This is a genomic window from Rhodanobacter thiooxydans LCS2 (assembly GCF_000264375.1).
Classification (GTDB): Bacteria; Pseudomonadota; Gammaproteobacteria; order Xanthomonadales; family Rhodanobacteraceae; genus Rhodanobacter; species Rhodanobacter thiooxydans.
Genome location: NZ_AJXW01000036.1, coordinates 1 through 23,064, shown reverse-complemented (window position 1 = coordinate 23,064; position 23,064 = coordinate 1). Strand labels below are relative to the sequence as shown.

The following is a 23,064-nucleotide window of genomic DNA, read 5'->3' as shown; positions in this document are numbered from 1 at the left end:
GCGTGCCTGTAGGAGCCCGCTTGCGGGCGATGCTTTGGCCACACATGGAAGAGCATCGCCCGCAAGCGGGCTCCTATACCAAAAGCCGTTTACCCCAGCTTCGTAGGCGGGCACCGCCCGCCGCTTTTGATCTTTGCCTCGTGGCGAGGTGTGTGGAGAACGGCCCTGCAGGTGCGCGTCAGCCCAGCAGCAAGGCGGTGTTGTCCGCGTCCGGGGTCACCAGCCGGTCGAGGCCGAGGTCAACGAAGCGGTGCAGGGCTGCGGCCGGGCGTGGGTCGCCGCGGCGGCTCGACCAGCTGGCCTGGCGTGCCAGCAGCGCCGCCGCGGCGCAGCGCGCCAGGGTGAAGGCAAGGCCGCGCGCGCCGGCTTCCAGCGTGTCGCGTGCGGCCGCATGCCGGTCGAGCCAGCGCGCGGCGGCGTCCAGCGTCTGCCGGATCGCGCTGGCCGCGTGCATGTCGTCGCCGCCGTCCAGCCAGTCGGTGCAGGCCGTGCGCAAGGGGCCCAGGCCGTCGCCGGCCAGCGCACGCAGGCTGTCCAGCGACAGCACGTTGGTGGTGCCTTCCCAGATCGCGTACACCTGCGCGTCACGCAGAAGTTGCGGCAGGCCGGTGTCCTCGATGTAGCCGGCGCCGCCGAAGCATTCCAGCGCCTCCGAGCAGATCGCCACCGCCAGCTTGCCGGTCCACAGCTTGGCCAGCGGGGTGAGCAGGCGCAGCAGCGCCGCCTCGTGCGGAGCAGCCGCGCCATGCTCGACCCGGCCGAGCAGGTGGGCCACCTCGAACGCCAGCGCGAACGCGCCCTCGAACTGCGCCTGCAGGTCGGCCAGCGTCTGCGCATGCAGCAGCTGCTCGATCAACGGACGGCCAAACGCGCGCCGGTGTTCGGCGAAGTCGCGCGCCAGGGCGATCGCGCGGGCCATGCTGGCGACCGCGCAGATCGCGTTCCAGCTGCGCGTGACGTTGAGCACCGGCGCCACCTGGCGCACGCCGTTGGCCAGCTCGCCCAGCGGCCAGGCGGGCAGGCCGTCCAGGTGGATCTCCGCGGTGGGCAGTTCCTGCGTGCCGAGCTTGTCCTTCAGCCGGTCGACGATCAGCTCCGGCCGGCGCCGCGCGCCGTCCATCGTCTCGACGTAGAACAGCGCCAGCGCCGCGCCGCCGCTGCCGGCGCCTTCCGGCCGCGCCAGCGCCAGCGCGGCCTCGCCGACCACCGCCGAGCTGAACCACTTGCGCCCGTACAGCCGCCATTGCCCGGCGGCGTCCTGCCGCGCGCGGGTTTCGGTATCCCCCACGTCGGAGCCGCCGGCGGTCTCGGTCATCCACTGGCCGCTGAGCCAGAAGGTGGCCGGATCACGGCTGAGGAAATGCGGCAGCGCGCGCTCGATCAGCTCGCGGTTGCCGGAGGCCTTGATCGCGGTGGCGGCGCCGTCGGTCATCGCCAGTGGGCAGGTGTAGAACTCGCTGGCGAGGTGATACAGGTAGACCCGGGCGAATTCCTCCAGCCGCGCGTGCTCGCTGTCGCCGTGGCCGGCGGCGAGCACGGCGTGGCGCGTCGTCATTGCCGCACCCTCCTGCCACGCCGGCGTCAGCTCGATGCGGTCGACCCGCTGTCCCCACGCGTCCCACTGCGTCAGCACCGGCTTGCGCCGCGTGGTGGCGCCTGCGCGCTGCCAGGCCATCACTGCGTAGTCGCCCAACGCGTCGAGATCGGCATCCAGCGCGGCGCGGCGGTTGGCCGGCAGTGCGCGGTCGAGCCAGGCCAGCAGCAGGCGGTCGCTGCGATACGGGTGGGGAAGTTGCGGCGGATCCTGCAGGAAGGCCATGGCGCGCTCCGACCAGAGTCGAGGTGTCGAGTATAGGCATGCGGGCGTTCGGTGCGTCGCGCTGGCATCATCGAAAGCCACTCCCCGGCGCAGGCACCATCCATGCGATTTTCCGAAGCGATGCAGGCGGTCACGCGCCATGGCGACGGCTGGCAGGCTACGGTCAGCGAGGACTGGCTGCAGGGACGCAGCGCCTTCGGCGGCCTGCAGGCGGCACTTGCGCTGCGTGCGATGCGCGAGCTGGTACCGACGGAGATGCTGCTGCGCACCCTGCAGGTGACTTTCATCGCGCCGGTGCCGGCCGGCAGCGTGGCCATCCGCGCGCGGCTGCTGCGCGCAGGGCGCAGCGTCATCCAGGTCGAGGCCAGCCTGTGCGACGGCGAACAGACGCTGTGCCGGCTGCTCGGCGTATTCGGCAGCGCGCGTCCCTCGACGCTGGACTTCCAGCCCGAACAACCGCCCGTCGCGGCCACGACGCCGCAGGAACTGCATTACGTCGAAGGCCGCATGCCCTCCTTCACCCAGCACTTCCGCGCCCGCTGGCTGCGCGGCGACCTGCCGTTCAGCGGCGGCCGCCAGCGCGACAGCGTGCTGCAGCTTTCCCTGCGCGACGACGGCCCCGTCGACGAAACCCACGTGCTCGCCTTCGCCGACTTCATCCCGCCGATCGCCCTGTCGATGTTCGCCGCGCCCACCCCCGGCAGCTCGCTCACCTGGATGCTCGAACTGCTGCGCGACCGCTACGACGACCTCGGCCTGGACGACTGGCGCGTCGACGCCGAACTGATCGCCGCCCGCGACGGCTACACCAACCAGAGCGTGATGCTGTGGGGGCCGGGTGGGGAACCGGTGGCCTTGAGCAGGCAGAGTATGGTGGTGTTTGGGTGAGGGGACTACAGTCCCTCGTATACTGATGCTTGCGGCACTGGCCAGTGGGCCAACGAGGCAGGATTAGATTGCAGGATTAGGCTGCAGCCGGACGATCAGGTCCTTGATTCATCCGGGTTCCTGTTGCAGTGTTTATAGGGAGAACACGGATAGGCTGCAGGAATACACTGCATTTTGAAATCTACTTAGCGTTAGCACTCAATGACAGCTTCCGACATTGCAGCGTGGTGGGGCGCCTCGATTGCTACAGCCGTTCTTGGCTGGGACATTTACAAGTGGGCTACATCCGGTAAGCGCTTGTCCGTCAGGGCGCAGCCCAATATGCAAGAAGCAGGTGATAGGTCGGACACAAAAAACATTCTGGTCGAGGTCATCAATCGTGGGGGCAAGCTCACAACTCTCACCCATCTCGCCTTCTACAGCTACAAATCTATCTTTCATCGCCTTGCGCGTAAGCGCAATCAGCACGTCGGCCTTGTTCCTCGCCCGGGCGGCGGCCAAGGCCTTCCTTACGAGCTTGAGCCGGGCAAGCGTTGGTGCGGTCTCGTAGAGCAAGCTGCCGTCTTTGCTGAGCACCAAAGCGGTTTGGTCTATGCTGTTATTGTTCATTCGGGTAGCAACCGCGAGTTGCTCATTCCGGTCAGGCGGCCGAGTTGAGTGCTAACAGTTCGGTCAACCGGACGCAAACCCGCTACGCGGGTTCGCGCCGGTTACCTCAAGCGTTGAGGTTGTAGAAAAAGTCCATGATCTATGACTTTGCATCTCTGATGCCCACGTACGCGCCTCAATCACGCGTCGCGGATCGAAATGGACTCAGAATTGAATTGTCGCAGGCAACTAGTCGGCCATATTTCCGGCTCTCTGCGCTGCCACCACTTTTTCTACAACCTCGTTAGGCAAACGGAGTTCGCGTGAACCAAAATGAGCCAAGTTATGAACTGAAGAAGTGGCTGGAGAAACGGCAGAGGCTGCAGCGTCTGCGAGAAGCAATTCGGGCTGATGGTGGCCATATCATGCTTAAAAGTACGGATATGGATCCCCGAGAATTGGAGGAACCACTGCGCGGCGAAGCCATTAGCTTTCTGAAACGCGTCGGGCAATGGTCAGGCTAGCTGCCTAACCATCTATCTCAGCGGGCGCGTCGCATGCGCCGCTAAACTTAAGCGTTAGACGCCACCCGGAGATCACACCTTGGAACGGGCCACTCTCTCTCCAACTGATCTAGCTGAGATCTTGTTCGAAGAAATGGTCGAGCAGCCGCATATCCAGAGGTCCAGCCTGGTTATGGATAAACTCACCACTCAGAACTTCCAAAACAAAGCCAAGATTTATCAGGCGGCCGCCCTCATTATGGCCATTATGTCTGCTGCAGAGAAAAACAATGACTTCAACAAAGTCAGGGAAGCGCTAGAAAAACTAATGTTTCCTCCAGACGCAACTTCCTCCGCATTAGACTTAATGTCTCATTTACGCGCTGCGATGGCAGACCTTTCCAAGCTCCTATTTCCAGCCAATCCACGAAATCAGATGAGCTGGGCGCACACATGGCTACATGAAATAGGCGTCGAAGAATCTAATCCGAGCAACCTCTCGCTTTTTGCAATGCAATGCATGGACTACTTCATCAACGCCAGAGAAATTCTTGGCAAGTTCCAGCTACAGGTCTAACTATTCGTTCAAGGCGGACGGCTACGTCGCCGCTTAACTCCAGCGTGAGGTGCCACAATTGGCGCCCATTCGATTTCTCTTAACAGGGGACGCACTATGAAACTCTCCTTCCTCGCACTATGCGTACTGCTGCTTGCCGCATGCGCATCCACAGGGGTAGTGCCAGCAGATCGCGGAACGTACCTAATCTCGAAGCAAAGTGCAGCCGGCATTTTCGGCACCCCGGAGGGGGTTAAGCTGGATATCTACAAAGAGGCAAACGAATTTTGCTCGCGCGAGGGAAAGGCGGTTGAAACCGTTGACGTAAAAGCCGACCATGCGATTCCATTCGTTCGCGAAGGTAGCGCCACGCTGCACTTCAAATGCGTCGAGAAGTAGCTGGCAGGCAAGCGCCTAATCGGTCGTCCAAGCGGTTGCGCGGGAAACTCGCGCGCCGCTTAACTCCAGCGTCAGACGCTATGACTTCCTCTGCATACCAGCGCATTCCAAAGCAAGAGCTCGCCCGCTCTCAGCTTGAGGTTGCTCTGCGCTTTTACATGCAGGGTCAAGAGTATCCGGCCGTAATCACGTTAGCTGGCGCTGCTGAAGAGTTGCTCGGCAAGATCGCTGAGGAAAAAGGTCTAGAGTCTTCGCTCAAGCGGACGCTCCGTGAGCTCCTTGACACTTTCAAGGTGGTCTGGGGTCGCGACGCTATAGAACGTGACTTTGCACAGCTCCGCAATCGCGCCAAGCATGAGCTAAAGCACATATGCTCGGGCCAAGATCTACACATTGACTTTGAGCACGAGGCAGCCGCTATGCTCACCCGCGCTCTTGAGAATTTTTTACTTTGTACCGGCGCATCGCATCCTGGCCAGTACGCATTCACAAGCAGAAAGATCGCGAATTGGCGCGCTAAGCAGGCGGCGGTCTAACATTTTGTTCAAGGCGGAGGGCTACGCCGCCGCTTAACTCAAGCGTTAAACAGCAAGGAGAGTGTCTATGGAAGTGCCTGCATCAATGGCCGCGTATATTGCGGGACTGCTGGGATACTGCCTTCCGAGCGTTTGTTTATGGTGGGCAGTCACCTTTCTGGTGTGCCGTGGCATGTTCCGTTTGCAGTACAAATGGTTTCCGTTTCTGCTCGGTTTCATTGCAGTCTGGATAGTCGACGCAGCGGTCATTCACCTCTTGCGCCAAAATTTTCCGGCTCTAGTTTCGCCACTTGTTTCAAGCTTCATTGTGCCAGTCGTCCTTTCGCTTTCAGTCTTGGTGGCATATGCAAAAGCAACAAAGGCAGGCAAGGCTTCCGGCGGCGAAGCTGTCTAACTATTTGTCCAAGGCGGACGGCTACGCCGCCACTTAACTCAAGCGTTGAAGTTGTAGAAAAACCCCTGTTGGGTAAGTTGATCGCCAGGCAGGAGAAAAGCGACCTCACAAAACGTTCTACAATCGCCGCGCAGCCTGTCGGGAAGGGTTCAAGTATCCCCTGAAGTCATGCGAATCCGCGTCAAGGTACTTTTTCTAGAGCCTCGTTAGGAATTTCAACTATGGGAATTTAAAGTGTCGCGGAAGTTTGCTCCAACGGCCACGTGTCCACTACCTCGGCCGATATATCGCCAGAACTCCGCGAAAAATTTTGTTCGCGTTGCGGTGAACTCACGACTACGATTTGCCCTGAATGCGAGGCGCAAATACGTGGTTACTACCATGTCGAAGGCGTCATCACGCTAGGTGGCAAATACGAGCCTCCACCTCATTGTTATAACTGCGGTGCCGCCTTTCCATGGACGAAGCGTAAGATGGCTGCAGCGATTGAGCTGCTCGAAACGGATGGCGTGCTAACGAACAAGGAGCTCGCTCAATTTCGGGAAGACTTAGCGGTACTGACGATGGATAGTCCCGGTGTCCAAATAGCGTCAATTCGCTTCAAGAAAGCAATGGCAAAGGTTGGCTTGTCCGTAGCATCTGGCGTTCGAGAAATCATCGTCGACGTTCTTAGCGAAGCCGCCAAGAAGGCGCTATGGGGCTCCGGCTCCTAACAATCCTTCAAGGTAGACGGCTTCGCCGCCGGTTAACTCCAGCATTAGGGCTCTGAGAATGCACATGCGCACCATGCCATTAAAAACTCTGCTTTTGATCTCGATTCTTGGCGCCTCGAATGTAAAGGCAGCTGAATTTACCTTCATTCCGAGAAATTCAATCGGACCATCTACACTGCAACTAGAAGGCGAAATCAAAGATGGGGATGCAAAAAACCTAACAGATTGGATACGCAACAATCCTGCTGAGTATCTAGTTACCAATAACATCCAGCTATCTTCTCCGGGAGGCTCTGTATCGGAAGCAATCAAGATTGCACAGATTGTCGAATCTAGCGGTTGGACTGCTCTAGTCAAACAAAGCGAAGTATGTGCTAGTGCTTGCTTTTACATTTTTGCTTCGGCTCAGGTTCGAATTAGTGCGGGCGACGTAATTGTTCATAGGCCCTATTTGGACAAAACTGCGGCAAGTTCCGCAGAGCACTTCCAGCAAATTCAAGGTCAGAGCGCCGCTGCTATTGCCTCTCGGGCATATTTAACCGAAAAGGGTGTCTCAAGTAGCATCATCGACAAGATGATGTCTCTTCCTTCTACGCGGGGCTACGTCTTTACATCTGGAGACTACGAAGACCTTGGTTTCTTAGCTCCGGTTGCAGAGGAGCAGGCGATACGTCGCTGTGAAATCGACAATTCAACCTTTCTGATGAAATACAGACAAAACCGAGAGTGCATTGAGGCAATTTTTATTCCGCTTCGAAATTCGATCATTCAATCGCTTCTGGGGAAGAAAGCACTCGAGGCGGCGGGCGTTCGCGCAAAGAAGCTTTACCTAAATGAGTCTTAGTGAAGAGCCAAGGGTCAGGTCTTGTTTTGCCACGCCGTCTCGCGCAAGGTCTTCCGCTGAATGGCGAGAAGTTCACCTGATCAACGGTCAGGAAGTGAATTTTGGTCGCCGCCCCTGATTTCCACCGAGTTGATGGTGGCGACCAAACGTGACGCTGCCGCTCAATCGTGCTTTGGCGGCGAAGCAGGTCGCCGCCTCACCCCGGCGCCCAGCGCCGCGATCAGCAACACGGTCAGCACGATCTCCGCGATCGCCAGCCAGCGCTCGCCCGCCGAACTCCAGGCCTCGGACACGCCGTGGCAGAAGTAGAACAGGCTGAGGATGCCGACCCAGAGCAGGGCGCGGCGCACGTCGCGCAGGGCGAACAGGGGCAGCAGCAGCGGGACGACGGTGATCGCCAGCAGCAGGGTCAGCGACATGCTCTGCGGCGGCACCAGCCAGGCATGCCAGGCGAGTTGCAGCACGACGAGCAAGGCCCAGGCGGCCAGGCCGACGCGATAGACGGGCAGGATCGGCGCGCGCGTGGCGGCGGTCATGGCGTGTCCGCCAGGCGGCGGGCCACGTCGGCCAGGCGGCGGCCCAGCGCGCGGGCCAGTTCGCGTTCGTGTTCGCTGATCGGGTTGTCGCCCTTGGCGCCGGTGACGTGGCTGGCGCCGTAGGGTGTGCCGCCGCTTTGCGTGGCGGTCAGCGCCGGCTCGGTATACGGCACGCCGAGCAGCAGCATGCCGTGATGCAGCAGCGGCAGCGCCATCGAGAGCAGCGTGGATTCCTGGCCGCCGTGCATGGTGCTGGTGGAGGTGAACAGCGCCGCCGGCTTGCCGACCAGCGTGCCGCTGGCCCATTCGGCGCCGGTGGTGTCGAGGAAATATTTCAGCGGCGCGGCCATGTTGCCGAAGCGGGTGGGGCTGCCCATGGCCAGCCCGACGCAGTCGAGCAGATCCTGCTTCTGCACGTACGGCGCGCCGTCCTCGGGCTCGGGCGGTTGCGCGATTTCGGTCACCGGCGCCACCGGCGGCGCCTGGCGCAGGCGCGCGCGCATGCCGGGCACTTCCTCGATGCCGCGGGCGAGCAGCCGCGCCAGCTGGGCGGTGTGGCCGCTGCGGCTGTAGTACAGGACCAGGATCTCGTGATTCATGTGGCGTCGACTCGTGCGTTTGAGGCATTCACAGCCAATACGCTAGTGTACCGGCCGGTACCCACGATGTTGGTGGTCCACCCGGGCCGCCAGCGAAAGGACAGCGATGATCCGGCGCTTCAACCGCGAACGCACGAAGAGCTTCAGCCGCTTCATCTGGCAGCGCTTCGTCGACGACAAGTGCTTCGAGACGGCGGGTGCGTTGTCGTACACCACCCTGGTCTCGCTGGTGCCGCTGACGGTGGCGGTGTTCGCGATGTTCTCGGCGTTCCCGGTGTTCCAGCCGGCGCGCGACACGCTGATCAACTTCGTGTTCAACAATTTCGTGCCGTCGACCGGCGAGGCGGTGCAGGCGACCATGCTGGGGTTTGCGGCGAATGCCAGCAAGCTCACCGGCATCAGCATCCTGGTGATGCTGTTCAGCGCGCTGGCGATGATGATCAGCATCGAGGACCGGCTGAACCGGATCTGGCGCGTGCACCAGCCGCGCAGCTGGGGTTCGCGCCTGCTGCTGTACTGGGCGGCGCTGACGCTGGGGCCGATCCTGGTGGTCGGCGGCATCGCGGTGACCTCGTACGTGACCGCCGCGCCGCTGCTGCACAGCGCCGCCGACCAGCTCAGCGGGGTCACCCAGAGCCTGCTGGGCACGCTGCCGTTCCTGGTGACGTTCTTCACGCTGTGGCTGATGTATACGGTGATCCCGAACTGCAAGGTATCGCGCCGCGACGCGGCGATCGGCGCGCTGCTCGGCGCGGTGCTGTTCGAGATCGCGCGCTGGGGCTTCGGCCAGTTCGTGCAGCAGGCGCAGACCTACCAGCAGATCTACGGCGTGCTGGCGGCGATCCCGATCTTCCTGCTGTGGATCTACCTGTCGTGGGTGATCGTGATCCTGGCCGCGTCGATCGCTGCCTCGGCGTCCGCGTTCGAATACCACGCGCCGATGCAGACGCTGCCCGAAGGCGCCGAATTTCTCGGGCTGCTGGTGGTGCTGCGGCATTTCGTCGAGGCGCAGCGCAGCGGCGACTGCGTGGACCCGGCCGACTTGCGCGTGCGCGAGCCGTACCTGCGCAGCGCGCTGATCGCCGACTACTTCGACGACCTGCAGCAGGCCGAGCTGATCCGCCGCGGCGACACCGGCGGCTGGCTGCTGTGCCGCAGCCTGGACAGCACCGACCTGTTGCGCGTGTACCGGCACACCGACTACCGCCTGCCGCTGCAGCCGCAGGAGGAGGCGACCGCGCTGGGCATCGCGCTGCCGCCGGAGCTGCTGGCGCTGCTGGCCGAACTGGCCGCCGCGCTGCAGGCCAAGCTGGGCACCCGGCTCGACCAGATCTATCCCCCTGCCGCCGACCCGGCGGCTGACACCGAGGAACTCCCCGCATGAGCTTGTTTTCATCCTTCACCGCTCCGGTTGCCGTGCTGGCCGCGGCACTGGCGTTCGCCACCCCGGCGCAGGCGGCGATGCCGGCGCAGCCGACCCTGCACGTCACCACGCTGGACGGCAAGACCTTCGACCTGGCCGCGCAGCGCGGCAAGTGGGTGATCGTCAACTACTGGGCGACCTGGTGCGTGCCGTGCATCAAGGAGATGCCGGACATCTCGCGCTTCGTCGCCGCGCACAACAACGTCACCGCGATCGGGCTGGCCTACGAGGACAGCGAGCCGGCCGACATCAAGGCGTTCCTGGCCAAGCATCCGGTGGCGTACCCGATCGCCCAGGTCAGCCTGGACCAGCCGCCGAAGGATTTCGACGAACCGCGCGGCCTGCCCACGACGTACCTGATCGACCCCGACGGCAAGGTGGCCAAACACATCGTGGGGCCGGTGACCGAGGCGTCGCTGGAAGGCCTGATCGGAGGCAAGTGATGCCGACCGCGCGCTTCATCGTCGGCGGCCGGGTGCAGGGCGTGTGCTATCGCGCCAGTGCCCGCGAGCAGGCGCTGGCGCTTGGCGTGGCCGGCCATGCGGTGAACCGGCGCGACGGCAGCGTCGAGGTGCTCGCCTGCGGCGAGCCGGCGGCGCTCGATGCGCTGGAGCGCTGGTTGCGGCAGGGGCCGCCGGTGGCGCGCGTCGATACGCTCAGCCGCGAGGACTTGCCGGAGCAGGATCTGCACGGCTTCCATACGGCCTGAGGCTCAGAACGTGGCCGGCACCCACAGCGCCTGGTCGGTGACGTGCTCGGTCTTCGGCTTGCCCTTGAGCTTCGGCAGTTTCAGCGCGGGCACGGCTTCCTCGTGCAACGGTACCTGTTGCAGCAGGTGGCGGATCAGGTTGATCCGGCCGCGCTTCTGATCGTTGAAATCGACCACGAACCACGGCGCATGCTCGGCATGCGTGCGCTCGATCATCACGTCGCGCAGCCGGCCCATCTCGGCGTACTTCTGCCGCGCGACCCGGTCCACCGGCGACAGCTTCCAGCGTTTCAGCGGGTCGTCGGCGCGCTCGGCGAAGCGTTGTTCCTGCTCGGCCTGGTCCACCGCCAGCCAGTACTTGAGGAGGATGATGCCGTCGTCGGCGAGCAGCTTCTCGAATGCCGGCACGGCGTCCAGGAACGCCTCGTGTTGCGCCTCGCTGCAGAAACCCATCGCCGGCTCCACCACCGCGCGGTTGTACCAGCTGCGGTCGAACAGCACGAACTCGCCGGCACTCGGCAGGTGGGCGACGTAGCGCTGGAAGTACCACTGGGTGGTTTCGGTCTCGCTGGGCTTGCCGAGGGCGGCAATGCGGTAGCCGCGGGTGTCCAGGCTTTCGGTGATGGCCTTGATGGTGCCGCCCTTGCCGGCGGCGTCACGGCCCTCGAAGATCACCAGCAGCCGCTTGCCGCTGCTGCGCAGGCCGCGTTGCAGCCGGATCAGGTCGAGCTGCAGTTCCTTCATCGCGTTGCGGTAGCGCTTGCCCATGGGGTTCTCCAGCCTTCAAACCTCTCCACCTCAAACCTCTCCACTTCGTCATTCCGGCGAAGGCCGGAATCGCACTTGACTTTCGCACACTGGCAAGAGTGATTCCGGCCTGCGCCGGAATGACGACACGGGGAGGGGGCGCAGGGTGCCCCGGCCTGCCGTGACGACAAGGAGATTTGCTGTGCAGGTTAACCCGACACCCCGTGACGGTGTTGTCAGGCGCTGCCGAGCGCCTGCAGCAGGTCGGCCTGGTGTTCGCGGGTCAGCGTGTCGATCAGTTCGCCCAGGTCGCCCTGCATGATCTCGGGCAGGCGGTACAGGGTGAGGTTGATGCGATGGTCGGTGATCCGGCCCTGCGGGTAGTTGTAGGTGCGGATGCGCTGGCTGCGGTCGCCCGAACCGACCTGCAGGCGGCGTTCCTGCGCCTGCGCCGCGCTCTGCTTGCTCTGCGCCTCGTCGAGCAGGCGCGCCTTCAGCAGGCTCATCGCGCGGGCGCGGTTCTTGTGCTGGCTGCGCTCTTCCTGGCACTCCACCACGGTGCCGGTGGGCAGGTGGGTGATGCGGATCGCCGAGTCGGTCTTGTTGACGTGCTGGCCGCCGGCGCCCGACGCGCGGAAGGTGTCGACCTTGAGGTCGGCCGGGTTGATCTCGACGTCGTCGATCTCGTCCAGCTCCGGCAGGATCGCCACGGTCGCCGCCGAGGTGTGGATGCGCCCCTGCGACTCGGTTTCCGGCACGCGCTGCACGCGATGCGTGCCGGATTCGAACTTCAGCCGCGAGTAGGCGCCCTTGCCCTCGATGCGCGCCACAACCTCCTTGTAGCCGCCGTGCTCGCCTGTGTGTTCGCTGAGGATCTCGACGTGCCAGCGGCGGCTTTCGGCGTAGCGCAGGTACATGCGCAGCAGGTCGCCGGCGAAGATCGCCGCCTCGTCGCCGCCGGTGCCGGCGCGCACTTCGAGGTACAGGTTGGCCTCGTCGCGCGGGTCCTTCGGCAGCAGCAGGAGTTGCAGTGCGTCGTCGAGATCGAGCAGGCGCTGCTCCAGCCGATGCACGTCGTCGACCGCCATCTCGCCCAGCTCGGGGTCGTCCAGCATCGCGCGGGTCTCGGCCAGCTCGCGCTCGGCCTGGTCGTGCTCGCGCAGCGAGGCGGCGACCGGTTCGAGCTGGGCGTATTCCTGCGACAGCTCGCGGAAGCGCGTGTTGTCGCCGAGCACCTCGGGCTGCGACAGCAGCAGGCCGATTTCCTCATGGCGCTCGGCCAGTGCCTCGAGCTTGCGGCGGATCGATGGGGTCATGGGCTGCTGGCGATGGTAGAGGGACGGGTGATGAAGCGGACGCGGCTCCATCATTGCGGACGTGCACGGCGGGCGGCAGCAAGCCGCCCTCGCTACTCGTCCCGCATTCCGGCCTGTTCGTCGTCCAGCCCGTAGAGCCGGCCTGCCGCGTGCAGCAGGTCGAGGTCGCCGGAAAGCGCCGCTTCGCGCAGGCGCGCACTGGGGTGGTGCAGCAACTTGTTGGTCAGCGTGTTGGCGAGGAACGCCAGCGCCTCGTCGGGCGACTTGCCGTGGGCCAGCATCGCGCGGGCCTTGCCCAGCACTTCGTCGCGGTAGACCTCGGCGTGCTGGCGCATGTCGAGGGCGGGGTTCTTCAGGGTCAGCGCGCGGCGCCAGGCCATGTAGCGCTCCACCTGCAGGTCGATGATCGCCTCGGCCTCGTGCGCGGCGGCGGCGCGCGAGCGCAGGTTGTCGTCGATCACCTGGCGCAGGTCGTCGATGCCGTACAGATACACGTCGGGCAACTCGCCCACGCCGGCCTCGATGTCGCGCGGCACCGCGATGTCGACCATGAACATCGGCTTGCGTTTGCGCGCGGCCATCGCCCGCTCGACCATTGCGCGGGTCACGATCGGCTGCCGCGCAGCGGTGGAGGAAATCACGATGTCGGCTTCAGCCAGGTGCTGCGGCAGGTCGGCCAGCGCGATCGCGTAGCCGCCGTGGCGGCCGGCCAGTTCCTGCGCGGTTTCCGGCGTGCGGTTGGCCACGATCAGCCGACGCACCTGCTTTTCGGCCAGGTGCCGCGCGGCCAGCTCGATGGTGTCGCCGGCGCCGATCAGCAGCACGCAGGCGTGCTTCAGGTCGGCGAACACCTGCTCGGCCAGGCGCACCGCGGTGAACGCGACCGACACCGTGTGCGCGCCGATGCGGGTGTCCGTGCGCACCCGCTTGGCCACCGCGAAGGTGTGCTGCAGCAGGCGGTCCATCGGCGCCTTCAGCGACTGCGCCTCGCGTGCGAGCTGGTAGGCGTCCTTCACCTGGCCGAGGATCTGCGGCTCGCCCAGCACCATCGAGTCCAGCCCGGTGGCGACGCGGAACATGTGGCGCACCGCATCGTCCTCGTCGTGCCGATACAGGAACTCATCCAGTTTGCCGGGGGTCAGATGGTGATGACGATTCAGCCACGCCTGCGGGATGTCCTCCGCGCCCGCCGCGACGCCGACGTACAGCTCGGTGCGGTTGCAGGTGGACAGGATCATCGCCTCTTCCACGCCGGGCTCGCGGGCCAGCTCGTGCAGGGCCTCGCCGGCGGCGTCCGTGTCGAACGCCACCTGCTCGCGCAGGCTGACCGGCGCGGTGAGGTGATTGAGCCCGAGGGCGATCAACGGCATGGTGGTCGGAACATCTCGGCGGCAGGGATCCGGCGGCGTAGGCTAAGCTTGACGCGACGTCGCCAGGCGGTGACCAGAGCAGGCATGTGGATGGACAATAGTGTGCGGAGCGGGGCCGGCAAGTTCAAGCAACTGCGGCATTTTACGGCAGTAATGATGCTCGCGCTGGGCTTGGCCGCCTGCGCCGATGCGCCACGGCGTTCCGCCCCGGAGACGATCGCCACGCCGCAACCGCTGGCGCAGCTGACGGTGGTCACCCCCGATGCCGACCACGACGTGCTGGCGCAACTGCTGGCCGGCGAGATGGCGCTGACCCGCACCGACCTGAAGGCGGCCTCCGCGCACTACGACAAGGCGATGGCCTTGAGCAACGACCCGCAGGTGGCCGAGCGCGCCGCCGGTCTGGCGATCGCCGTGCATGACGACGTTGCTGCCGAACGTGCGCTGCAGCGCTGGCAGACGCTGGGCGCCAAACCCGCCGCGCTGGCGCAGGCACGCGCCCAGCTGGCGCTGGATCGTGGCGATGCCGCCGAGGCGCGGCGCCAGCTGGAGTTCCTGATCGGTACCGGCGACAAGGATGCCTGGCGCCAGTTCGGCCGTGTGCTGGTCGGTGCCCGCGACCAGGCCCAGGCGGCCCGCCTGCTGGAGGCGCTGGCGACGCCGTCGCGCCTGCCCGGTGACGCGCACGCCTGGCTGGCGATGAGCGAACTGGGTGATCGCCTCGGCCGGCACGCCTACGCCGTGCAGATCGCCGACGCCGCGATGCAGCGGTTCAAGAGCGCCGAGACCTACGCCTGGGCGGCGCAGATGAAGTTCAAGGACGGCGACCGTGACGGCGCCCGCGCCTTGCTGCAGAAGGCGCTGGCGAAGGAACCGCAGAGCATCCAGCTGCGCCTGGCCTACGCCGGCATGCTCGGCCAGGCCGGTGACTACGCCGGCGCCGGCCGGCTGCTGGCGCGCGGCCCGCAGAACGCCGACACCTACGCCATGCGCGCCGGACTGGCCGCGCACGAGCAGGACGGCAAGGCGCTGGCCGCGTTGTACCGGGAACTGCAGCACGCGTCGCCGGAGATCCGCGAAAGCAGCGCGTACCTGCTCGGCCAGCTGGCCGAGATGCAGCATCGCGAGGCCGAGGCGCTGGCCTGGTACGACCAGGTGGGCGACACCGACGAGCATGCGTTCGATGCCGATCTGCGCAGCGCGCTGATCCTGCACACGCAGGGCAAGCGCGCCGAGGCGCACGAATTGATGGGGCAGCTGCAGCTGGCCTATCTCGACCAGCCCGAGCAGCTGCGGCAGGCCTGGCAGGCCGATGCCGAGCTGTACCTGCGCGAGCAGAACTACGCGAAGGCCGAGGCCGCATTCAGCCACGCGCTGCAGGTCGTGCCGAACGACCCCGGGCTGCTGTACGGGCGCGGCCTGGCCTATGCCGAGGCCGGCCAGGTCGATCAGGCCGTGCAGGACTTCCAGCAGCTGCTGAAGATCAAGCCCGGCGACGTCGACGCCAGCAACGCGCTGGGCTACACCCTCGCCGACGCGAACCGCGACCTGGCCGAGGCCGAGCGGCTGATCAGCACCGCCCGCGCCGCGAAGCCGAACGACCCGGCGATCGCCGATTCCTGGGGCTGGCTGCAGTACCGCAAGGGCAACCTGGAGCAGGCCGCGCAGACCCTGCGCGGCGCCTGGCTGGCGCGCAAGGACGCCGACGTCGGCGTGCACTTGGGCGAAGTGCTGTGGAAGCAGGGCCACCAGCGCGACGCGCAGCGGGTCTTCGACGAGGTGCGCAAGCTCGACCCGCACAACGTCGCCTTGCAGGAAACCCTGAAGCGGTTGCATCCATGAGGCGGCAGCTGCGTTTCCTCGCCATCGCCTTGCCGCTGCTGCTTGCCGCCTGCGTGCCGCCGGCGGTACGCGTGAAGGGTGACGCCGGCCTGCTCGGCGCGCAGCTTGCGCGCGAACGGGCGCTGGCGCAGGCCGACCACTGGGTGCTGCAGGGCCGGCTTGGCGTCTCCAACGGCAAGGACGGCGGCAGCGGCAGTTTCAGCTGGACCCAGGACGGCGAACAGTACGAGTTCACCCTGCGCGGGCCGGCGATCAGCGGCATGAATTTCCGCCTCAGCGGCGGTCCGCACGGCGCCCTGCTGGAAGGCGTGGAGCATGGCCCGTTGCATGGCCCCGATGCGGAGGCGCTGATGCACAAGGCGCTCGGCTGGGAAGTGCCGCTGCGCGATCTGCGTGCCTGGGTGCTCGGCCTGCGCGCGGACAGCGGCCCGGCCGAGCTGAGCTTCGGCGAGAACCGGCTGCCCTCGCTGCTGCAGCAGGATGGCTGGACGGTCGACTACCGCGAGTGGGACGACGCCCGCCAGCCGCCGCTGCCAACCAAGCTGTTCGCCGGCAAGCCGCCGTACAAGGTGAAGCTGTCGATCGAGTCCTGGCAATTCCGCTGATCGGTTAGGCTTGGCGCCCCGCTGGCCGTCGTCGCCGCACCGGAACCCGAGCATGTCTTTCCCGATCGAACGCGCCGAGCCGAGCGAGGTTGAAGCCCTGTGCGCGATCGAGCGCGAGGCGGTGCAGCTGTTCCGCGGGCATCCGGCATGGCCCAGCTATTCGGCCGTGTCGATCCCGCCGGAACTGTTGCGCCAGGCGATCGACCGCGGCCTGGTCTGGGTGGCGCGGGATGAAGCCGGTGAGCCGGTCGGTTTCGTCTGGCTGGACACCGAATTGGCCGATGGCGCGATCGGCATTGCCGAGATCGACGTGTTGCCGGCGTACGGTCGGCGCGGCATCGGCGCGGCGCTGCTCGAGCACGCCTGCGCGTGGGCGCGCGAAGCCGGCTACCGGCGGGTGGGCCTGGGCACCCTGGCCGAGGTGCCGTGGAATGCGCCGTTCTACGCGAAGCACGGTTTTGCCGTGGTCGACAAGAACGACCCGGCGTTTGCGTTCGCGCGCGATCGCGACCGAGAGAACGGCTTCCCTGACGAACTGCGCGTGTTCATGAGCCGGCCGCTGGCGCCGCTCGTGCCCGGCGCATGGACGGTGTGGCCGGCACCGGCCAAGCTGAACCTGTTCCTGCGCATCACCGGGCGGCGCGCGGACGGCTACCACGAGCTGCAGACGGTGTTCCGCCTGCTCGACTGGGGCGACGAGGTGCGCCTGCGCGTGCGCGATGACGGCGCGATCCGGCGCACGCGCGAGGTGGCGGGCGTGCCCGAGTCCGCCGACCTGGTGGTACGCGCGGCGCGGCTGCTGCAGGAACACGCGGGTACCGCGCTGGGCGCCGATATCGCGGTGGACAAGCGCATCCCGATGGGCGGCGGGCTGGGCGGTGGCAGTTCCGACGCGGCGACCGTGTTGGTGGCGCTGAACCAGTTGTGGCAACTGGGCCTGGACGAGGAGGCGCTGGCGGAACTGGGCCGCCGGCTCGGCGCCGACGTGCCGGTGTTCGTGCGCGGCCGTTCGGCCTGGGCCGAGGGTGTCGGTGAACGACTCACCCCGCTGGCCTTGCCGGCGCGCCATTATGTGGTGCTCGACCCGCACGAGCCGGTGCCGACCGCCGCGTTGTTTCAAGCGCCTGAATTGACACGAAATGCGCCGCGGGCGACAATTTCATCCTTTGTTTCCGGCGAAACGACCGAAAACGCCTTCGCGCCGGTGGTGCGTGCGCGGCACCCGCGGGTGGCCGCGGCGCTGGACTGGCTGGGCGGCTTCGGTCAGGCGCGGCTTTCCGGCAGCGGCGGTTGCGTGTTCCTGGAACTGCGTTCGCTGGAGCGGGCGCAGGCGGTGGCGCGGCAATGCCCGGCGGCGTTCACGGCGCACCTGGCCACGGGCGTCGACGTGTCGCCCCTGCATGAGGCAGCGGCGCGCCATCGGGGCGCGGCGTGACTGTTGGCGACTAGAGACAGATCGGACACGGCAGATACACACATATCACTGGGGCGTCGCCAAGCTGGTTAAGGCACGGGATTTTGATTCCCGCATTCGCAGGTTCGAATCCTGCCGCCCCAGCCATTTCATGATGGCTTTTGTTTCGAGGTAACTACTGTGGACACGTCCACTCCGATGATGCTGTTTACCGGGAACGCCCATCGTGCGCTGGCCGAAGACGTCGCCCACCGCCTGGGCGTGCCGCTGGGCAAGGCGCTGGTCGGCACGTTCAGCGACGGCGAGGTGCAGATCGAGATCGAGGAGAACGTCCGCAAGCAGGAAGTGTTCGTGATCCAGCCGACCGGCGCACCGAGCGCGGTCAACCTGTTCGAGCTGCTGGCGCTGACCGACGCGCTGAAGCGCGCCTCGGCGGCCAGCGTCACCGCGGTGATCCCGTACTTCGGCTACGCCCGGCAGGATCGCCGGCCGCGTTCGGCGCGGGTGCCGATCACCGCCAAGCTGGCGGCCAGGATGATCGGCGCCGCCGGCGTCGACCGGGTGCTGACGGTCGACCTGCACGCCGACCAGATCCAGGGCTTCTTCGACATTCCGGTCGACAACGTGTACGCCTCGCCGGTGCTGCTGGCCGACATCTGGCGCAGCCACAGCATGGACGACCTGATCGTGGTCAGCCCGGACGTGGGCGGCGTGGTGCGCGCCCGCGCGATCGCCAAGCGGCTGGACGACGCCGACCTGGCGATCATCGACAAGCGCCGCCCGCGCGCGAACGTCTCCACCGTGATGAACATCATTGGTGACGTCGACGGCAAGACCTGCGTGATGGTCGACGACATCGTCGATACCGCCGGCACGCTGTGCGCGGCCGCTGCCGCGCTGAAGGAGCGCGGTGCGCGCAAGGTGGTCGCCTACTGCGTGCACCCGGTGCTGTCCGGCCCGGCGATCAGCAACCTGGAGAACTCGCATCTGGACCAGCTGGTGGTCACCAATACCTTGCCGCTGCGCCCGGAAGTGCAGGCCTGCGCCAAGATCCGCCAGCTCTCGGTCGCCGAGCTGCTGGCCGAAACCATTCGCCGCATCGCCTTCGGTGAGTCGGTGAGTTCGCTGTACGTGGATTGATTCCATAGATTTCGCCGTCGCGGCCTGGCCGCCCGGCACCATCGGCTTTTCTGGTCGCGGGAAAGTCACGAAATCGCCGCGAGGCGGTTCTTCACAAACCAAGGTAGCAACGAAATGTCCAAGACTCATGAAATCAAGGCGCAAAGCCGCAAGGACGAGGGGAAAGGTGCGAGCCGCCGCCTGCGTCGCGCGAGCTTCGTGCCGGCCGTGGTGTACGGCGCCGGTCAGGCTCCCGAGAGCATCCAGATCGAGCACAACACCATCCTGCTCGCCGCCAAGAACGAGTGGTTCTTCTCCTCGGTACTCAACCTGAACGTCGACGGCAAGGTGCAGAAGGTGCTGGTGCGCGACTGGCAGAAGCATCCGTTCAAGCAGCTGATGATGCACATGGACTTCCTGCGCGTGGACGAGAAGGCCGCGATCCGCGTCAGCGTGCCGCTGCACTTCCTGAACAAGGAGAAGTCCGCGGCGGCGAAGACCTCCGGCGTGGTGATCTCGCACAACCTGACCGAAGTGGAAATCACCTGCCTGCCGAAGGATCTGCCCGAGTCCATCGAACTGGATCTGGCCGACCTGAAGCCCGGCGACATCATCCACCTGTCGCAGCTGAAGCTGCCGAAGAACGTCGAGCTGGTCGCCCTGCATGGCGGCGAAGGCCACGACACCGCGGTGGTCACGGCCAACACGGTGCAGGAAGAGGCCGAGGAAGCACCGGCCGCCGAGGCTGCTGCGCCGGCTCCGGCCGCCGCCGCGCCGGCCAAGAAGGACGACAAGAAGTAAGCCGCGTCGGCCCGCGCTCCGACGGAGCGCGGGCCGACACTGCTGCTTGTCCGCATGGCTGGTTTGCGACTCATCGTCGGGCTGGGCAATCCCGGTGCCGAATACCTCCGAACCCGGCACAACGCCGGGTTCTGGCTAGTTGATGCCCTCGCCAGCGCCCAGGGCGAGCGCTTCGCCTTCGACGGCAAGCTGCATGGCGAAAGCTGCCGCGTGCGCCTCGGCGGCGAACCGGTGTGGCTGCTGAAGCCGGCCACCTTCATGAACAAGAGCGGCATCGCCGTGGTCTCGGCGCTGCGCTACTACAAGATCGAAGCGGACGAGTGCCTGGTCGCGCACGACGACCTGGACCTGCCGCCCGGTACCGTGCGTCTGAAGTTCGACGGCGGCCACGGCGGCCAGAACGGTCTGCGCGACATCGTGGGCCACCTCGGCCACGGCAAGTTCCATCGCCTGCGCGTGGGCATTGGCCACCCCGGTCACCGAGACCAGGTCACGCCGTGGGTGCTGGGCCGACCCTCGGCATCGGACGAGGATGCGATCCTCGACGGCATCGGCCGCGCGCTGGACGTGCTGCCGCTGGCGGCGACCGGCCAGTTCGACAAGGCGATGCAGTTGTTGCATACGAGCAGGGAATAGGGAATAGCGAATCGCCAAGGCGTTCCGTATCCCGTCGTTCCTGTTCTCCACTCCCCATTCCCTCTTCCCGGAATCCAATCCATGGGCATCAAATGCGGCATCGTCGGTCTGCCCAACGTCGGCAAGTCCACCCTGTTCAACGCGCTGACCAAGGCCGGCATCGCCGCGGCGAACTTCCCGTTCTGCACGATCGAGCCGAACGTGGGCGTGGTGCCGGTGCCGGACCCGCGCCTGAACGCGCTGTCGGAGATTGTCAATCCGCAGAAGGTGGTGCCAACTGCGGTGGAGTTCGTCGACATCGCCGGCCTGGTCGCCGGCGCGTCGAAGGGCGAGGGCCTGGGCAACAAGTTCCTGGCACACATCCGCGAGGTCGACGCGATCGCCCACGTGGTGCGCTGCTTCGAGGGCGACGTGATCCACGTCGCCGGCAAGGTCGACCCGATCGCCGACATCGAGACCATCGACACCGAGCTGGCGCTGGCCGACCTGGAATCGGTGGACAAGGCGCTGAACCGCGCCGAGCGCGCGGCCAAGGCGAACGACAAGGAGGCGCTGGCGCGCAAGCCGGTGCTGCAAAAGCTGGCCGCCGCGCTCAACGAGGGCCGCTCCGCGCGCAGCGCCGGGCTGGACGAAGAAGAGAAGGCGCTGGTGCGCGACCTGTTCCTGCTCACCCTGAAGCCGCTGATGTACATCGCCAACGTCGCCGACGACGGCTTCGAGCACAACCCGCTGCTGGACGCCGTGCGCGAACGCGCAGTGAGCGAAGGCGCCGAGGTGGTGCCGGTATGCGCGGCGATCGAGGAGGAGCTGGCACAGCTGGACGAGGCTGACCGCGACGAATTCCTGAAGGACATGGGCCTGGACGAGCCCGGCCTGAACCGGGTGATCCGTGCCGGCTACAAGCTGCTCGACCTGCAGACCTATTTCACCGCCGGCGTGAAGGAAGTGCGCGCGTGGCAGGTGAAGCGCGGCGCCACCGCGCCGCAGGCGGCCGGGGTGATCCACACCGACTTCGAGCGCGGCTTCATCCGTGCCGAGACGGTCGGCTACGACGACTTCATCCAGTACAAGGGCGAGGCCGGCGCGGCGGCGGCCGGCCGGCTGCGCAAGGAGGGCAAGGATTACATCGTCAAGGACGGCGACGTGCTGCACTTCCTGTTCAACGTCTGAGTGCCGTCGCCGCGACCGGTATCGGTGGCTTCGGAGCAGGCGCGGGCGGCATTGGGCGAAGCCTGGCGCGGCCGTGCGAATTGCCTTCCAGGTCAGGGCATAATGCCAAGCTAGAAATCCCGTCGACAGGTGCCAGCCGATGCCCGGTAAACAGCAGGAAGTGACGTTCCGTTTTCTCGCCCAGCCCACCGATGTCAATTTCGGTGGCAAGGTGCACGGCGGCATGGCGATGAAATGGATCGACCAGGCCGGCTACGCCTGCGCGGTGGCCTGGAGCGGGGCGTATTGCGTCACCGCCTCGGTCAGCGGGATCCAGTTCGTGGCGCCGATCCTGATCGGCGATCTGGTCACGGTGCGGGCCCGCCTGATCCACACCGGCACCAGCAGCATGCACCTGGCGGTCGACGTGCTGGCACGTGACCTGCGCAAGGGTGAGCAGCGCCTGGCCACCAGCTGCGTGATGGTTTTCGTGGCGCTGGACAGCCCGGACGGCAAACCGACGCCGGTGCCGCACTGGGAGCCGCACGACGACGACGAACGGCGGCTGCAGGCGCGGGCCAGGCGGTTGCTGGAACTGTCCAAGGGCATGGAGCAACTGGTCGACCTGCACGCGGCTTCGCCGGACTGACAGAAGCCGGGCGCAGATCGCCGGCAGGCACCGAATCACCGCCGCAAGGTGTTGACAGTTCGGGGCTCGATCCACACAATACGCGTTCTTTGTTGGAGCAATAACCAAGCGACCAACAAGGGCGGACCGCCAATCTGCCGGCCTGCGCCTTCGATGGTTTGCCTGGAACGGGCTCGATCAGTCCACGGGCGGGTTCGAAGGGGCGGAGGGCAGGATGCCCGAAGTCATCCACCTTCCGGGTGCAGGCGGCACGCAACACTCAGGACAAAGAAGATTCTGGAGGGATACCCAAGCGGCCAACGGGGGCAGACTGTAAATCTGCTGGCTTACGCCTTCGGTGGTTCGAATCCACCTCCCTCCACCAGAGCAAGTTGACATCGGATTGGCCGCTTCAATCGATGGCAGGTTTCACCGGGTCGCAGGAGCGCCCCGATACGCGACGCGAGAGCGGCGCGACCCGCAAGGGAAGGGACAGGATGTCCGGCAGGAGTTCCGCACAGAGCGGGAGTAGTTCAATGGTAGAACATCAGTTTTCCAAACTGATTACGCGGGTTCGATTCCCGCCTTCCGCTCCATTGCGCTGCCCCTGCCAAGCCAGGTTGACGTTGCATGTGCTGCACAAGTCGACGCCTTTTTGAAGAGTCCGGCAGGACGCCGGTCTTGATCTTCGCCATCATGGAGGATGGCTAAAACTTCCGCTCATGTAGCTCAGTCGGTAGAGCACTTCCTTGGTAAGGAAGAGGTCACAGGTTCGATTCCTGTCATGAGCACCATTCCTTCGGCCGTCATGGCCGGCCCTGAAACGGGCGTTTTCTTTCAATTCATTGACTCCATCGGGGTTTAGCGCGCATGGCAAAGGGTAAATTCGAACGCACCAAGCCGCACGTCAACGTCGGCACGATTGGTCAC

Annotated in this window: 25 protein-coding genes, 4 tRNA genes and 1 pseudogene; 24 read left to right on the top strand and 6 right to left on the bottom strand. The window is 65.4% G+C overall.

All coding sequences use genetic code 11. From position 1 onward, the window contains the following. Positions 1–178: 178 nt before the first annotated feature. Positions 179–1,819: an acyl-CoA dehydrogenase family protein gene (locus UUA_RS07335; protein ID WP_008435541.1), complete on the bottom strand. Its 1,641-nt coding sequence runs from the start codon at positions 1,817–1,819 to the stop codon at positions 179–181. A 102-nt stretch (positions 1,820–1,921) separates the two neighbouring features. Between UUA_RS07335 and UUA_RS07330 the strand changes: the two genes are divergently transcribed. The 9 genes and pseudogenes from UUA_RS07330 to UUA_RS19295 all read left to right on the top strand — a co-directional run bounded on the left by UUA_RS07330 (position 1,922) and on the right by UUA_RS19295 (position 7,240). After that, the gene (locus tag UUA_RS07330; protein WP_008435539.1) at positions 1,922–2,707 is read left to right on the top strand and encodes an acyl-CoA thioesterase; all 786 of its coding nucleotides are present in this window, start codon (positions 1,922–1,924) and stop codon (positions 2,705–2,707) included. Between the two features lie 201 nt (positions 2,708–2,908). Beyond that, positions 2,909–3,364, top strand: coding sequence for a hypothetical protein (locus tag UUA_RS19315; protein ID WP_155943251.1), 456 nt, complete (start codon positions 2,909–2,911; stop codon positions 3,362–3,364). Positions 3,365–3,618: 254 nt separating this feature from the next. Beyond that, a complete protein-coding gene (locus UUA_RS19310; RefSeq protein WP_155943250.1) occupies positions 3,619–3,819 on the top strand; it encodes a hypothetical protein in 201 nt (66 codons plus the stop codon). A 79-nt stretch (positions 3,820–3,898) separates the two neighbouring features. Next, on the top strand, positions 3,899–4,375 hold the full coding sequence (locus UUA_RS07320) for a hypothetical protein (protein ID WP_008435536.1): 477 nt from the start codon (positions 3,899–3,901) through the stop codon (positions 4,373–4,375). Positions 4,376–4,471: 96 nt separating this feature from the next. Further along, positions 4,472–4,753 (top strand): hypothetical protein, encoded by a 282-nt coding sequence (locus UUA_RS19305; protein WP_155943249.1) that lies wholly within the window; start codon positions 4,472–4,474, stop codon positions 4,751–4,753. Between the two features lie 80 nt (positions 4,754–4,833). Further along, positions 4,834–5,289: a hypothetical protein gene (locus UUA_RS07315; protein WP_008435534.1), complete on the top strand. Its 456-nt coding sequence runs from the start codon at positions 4,834–4,836 to the stop codon at positions 5,287–5,289. Between the two features lie 67 nt (positions 5,290–5,356). Further along, the gene (locus tag UUA_RS19300) at positions 5,357–5,683 is read left to right on the top strand and encodes a hypothetical protein (protein ID WP_155943248.1); all 327 of its coding nucleotides are present in this window, start codon (positions 5,357–5,359) and stop codon (positions 5,681–5,683) included. 248 nt (positions 5,684–5,931) lie between these two features. Further along, positions 5,932–6,396 (top strand): annotated as a pseudogene (locus UUA_RS07310) (DUF2321 domain-containing protein); the annotation flags it as partial. 64 nt (positions 6,397–6,460) lie between these two features. Continuing rightward, on the top strand, positions 6,461–7,240 hold the full coding sequence (locus UUA_RS19295; protein WP_155943247.1) for a COG3904 family protein: 780 nt from the start codon (positions 6,461–6,463) through the stop codon (positions 7,238–7,240). 161 nt (positions 7,241–7,401) lie between these two features. Here the strand turns inward: UUA_RS19295 and UUA_RS07305 are convergent, their stop codons facing one another. Beyond that, the gene (locus UUA_RS07305) at positions 7,402–7,776 is read right to left on the bottom strand and encodes a DUF2069 domain-containing protein (RefSeq protein ID WP_008435531.1); all 375 of its coding nucleotides are present in this window, start codon (positions 7,774–7,776) and stop codon (positions 7,402–7,404) included. Beyond that, complete coding sequence (gene wrbA, locus UUA_RS07300; RefSeq protein ID WP_008435529.1) at positions 7,773–8,375, bottom strand: NAD(P)H:quinone oxidoreductase; 603 nt, start codon at positions 8,373–8,375, stop codon at positions 7,773–7,775. The genes UUA_RS07305 and wrbA overlap by 4 nt, the downstream gene beginning before the upstream one ends. Positions 8,376–8,481: 106 nt before the next feature. Here wrbA and UUA_RS07295 point away from each other — a divergent pair, with 106 nt between their 5' ends. The 3 genes from UUA_RS07295 to UUA_RS07285 are packed head-to-tail and all read left to right on the top strand — an operon-like array spanning position 8,482 to position 10,507. Then, a complete protein-coding gene (locus tag UUA_RS07295; protein WP_008435528.1) occupies positions 8,482–9,759 on the top strand; it encodes a YihY family inner membrane protein in 1,278 nt (425 codons plus the stop codon). Next, positions 9,756–10,241 (top strand): TlpA family protein disulfide reductase, encoded by a 486-nt coding sequence (locus tag UUA_RS07290; protein WP_008435527.1) that lies wholly within the window; start codon positions 9,756–9,758, stop codon positions 10,239–10,241. The genes UUA_RS07295 and UUA_RS07290 overlap by 4 nt, the downstream gene beginning before the upstream one ends. Then, on the top strand, positions 10,241–10,507 hold the full coding sequence (locus UUA_RS07285; RefSeq protein ID WP_008435525.1) for an acylphosphatase: 267 nt from the start codon (positions 10,241–10,243) through the stop codon (positions 10,505–10,507). Before UUA_RS07290 ends, UUA_RS07285 begins: the two co-directional genes overlap by 1 nt. A 3-nt stretch (positions 10,508–10,510) precedes the next feature. Here the strand turns inward: UUA_RS07285 and ppk2 are convergent, their stop codons facing one another. From ppk2 to hemA, 3 genes are all read right to left on the bottom strand, one after another. Further along, positions 10,511–11,275 carry a polyphosphate kinase 2 gene (gene ppk2 / locus UUA_RS07280; RefSeq protein ID WP_008435523.1) on the bottom strand — a complete coding sequence of 255 codons (765 nt, stop codon included), beginning with the start codon at positions 11,273–11,275 and terminating at the stop codon, positions 10,511–10,513. A gap of 215 nt (positions 11,276–11,490) precedes the next feature. Next, a complete protein-coding gene (gene prfA / locus UUA_RS07275; protein ID WP_008435521.1) occupies positions 11,491–12,570 on the bottom strand; it encodes a peptide chain release factor 1 in 1,080 nt (359 codons plus the stop codon). Positions 12,571–12,662: 92 nt separating this feature from the next. Then, complete coding sequence (gene hemA / locus UUA_RS07270) at positions 12,663–13,940, bottom strand: glutamyl-tRNA reductase (RefSeq protein WP_008435519.1); 1,278 nt, start codon at positions 13,938–13,940, stop codon at positions 12,663–12,665. A 153-nt stretch (positions 13,941–14,093) separates the two neighbouring features. Between hemA and UUA_RS07265 the strand changes: the two genes are divergently transcribed. From UUA_RS07265 to UUA_RS07210, 12 genes are all read left to right on the top strand, one after another. After that, positions 14,094–15,782 (top strand): tetratricopeptide repeat protein, encoded by a 1,689-nt coding sequence (locus tag UUA_RS07265; protein WP_008435518.1) that lies wholly within the window; start codon positions 14,094–14,096, stop codon positions 15,780–15,782. After that, positions 15,779–16,387: a lipoprotein insertase outer membrane protein LolB gene (lolB, locus tag UUA_RS07260; protein ID WP_008435516.1), complete on the top strand. Its 609-nt coding sequence runs from the start codon at positions 15,779–15,781 to the stop codon at positions 16,385–16,387. The genes UUA_RS07265 and lolB overlap by 4 nt, the downstream gene beginning before the upstream one ends. A 52-nt stretch (positions 16,388–16,439) precedes the next feature. Further along, positions 16,440–17,822, top strand: a complete 1,383-nt coding sequence (gene ispE / locus UUA_RS07255; protein ID WP_008435514.1) for a 4-(cytidine 5'-diphospho)-2-C-methyl-D-erythritol kinase — start codon at positions 16,440–16,442, stop codon at positions 17,820–17,822. Positions 17,823–17,871: 49 nt separating this feature from the next. Further along, a tRNA-Gln gene (locus UUA_RS07250) sits at positions 17,872–17,948 on the top strand. A 51-nt stretch (positions 17,949–17,999) separates the two neighbouring features. Further along, the gene (locus tag UUA_RS07245; RefSeq protein ID WP_193385127.1) at positions 18,000–18,941 is read left to right on the top strand and encodes a ribose-phosphate diphosphokinase; all 942 of its coding nucleotides are present in this window, start codon (positions 18,000–18,002) and stop codon (positions 18,939–18,941) included. Between the two features lie 114 nt (positions 18,942–19,055). Further along, positions 19,056–19,721 (top strand): 50S ribosomal protein L25/general stress protein Ctc, encoded by a 666-nt coding sequence (locus UUA_RS07240; protein WP_008435510.1) that lies wholly within the window; start codon positions 19,056–19,058, stop codon positions 19,719–19,721. A 54-nt stretch (positions 19,722–19,775) separates the two neighbouring features. After that, the gene (gene pth / locus UUA_RS07235; protein WP_007514560.1) at positions 19,776–20,357 is read left to right on the top strand and encodes an aminoacyl-tRNA hydrolase; all 582 of its coding nucleotides are present in this window, start codon (positions 19,776–19,778) and stop codon (positions 20,355–20,357) included. 81 nt (positions 20,358–20,438) lie between these two features. After that, positions 20,439–21,527, top strand: a complete 1,089-nt coding sequence (ychF, locus tag UUA_RS07230; protein ID WP_008435509.1) for a redox-regulated ATPase YchF — start codon at positions 20,439–20,441, stop codon at positions 21,525–21,527. Between the two features lie 139 nt (positions 21,528–21,666). Next, entirely contained in the window at positions 21,667–22,155 is a 489-nt protein-coding gene (locus UUA_RS07225) for an acyl-CoA thioesterase (RefSeq protein WP_007514558.1), read from the top strand. 278 nt (positions 22,156–22,433) lie between these two features. After that, positions 22,434–22,519, top strand: a tRNA-Tyr gene (locus UUA_RS07220). Between the two features lie 137 nt (positions 22,520–22,656). Continuing rightward, positions 22,657–22,730: transfer RNA gene (locus tag UUA_RS07215), tRNA-Gly, on the top strand. 122 nt (positions 22,731–22,852) lie between these two features. After that, a tRNA-Thr gene (locus UUA_RS07210) sits at positions 22,853–22,928 on the top strand. The last annotated feature ends 136 nt before the right edge of the window (positions 22,929–23,064 follow it).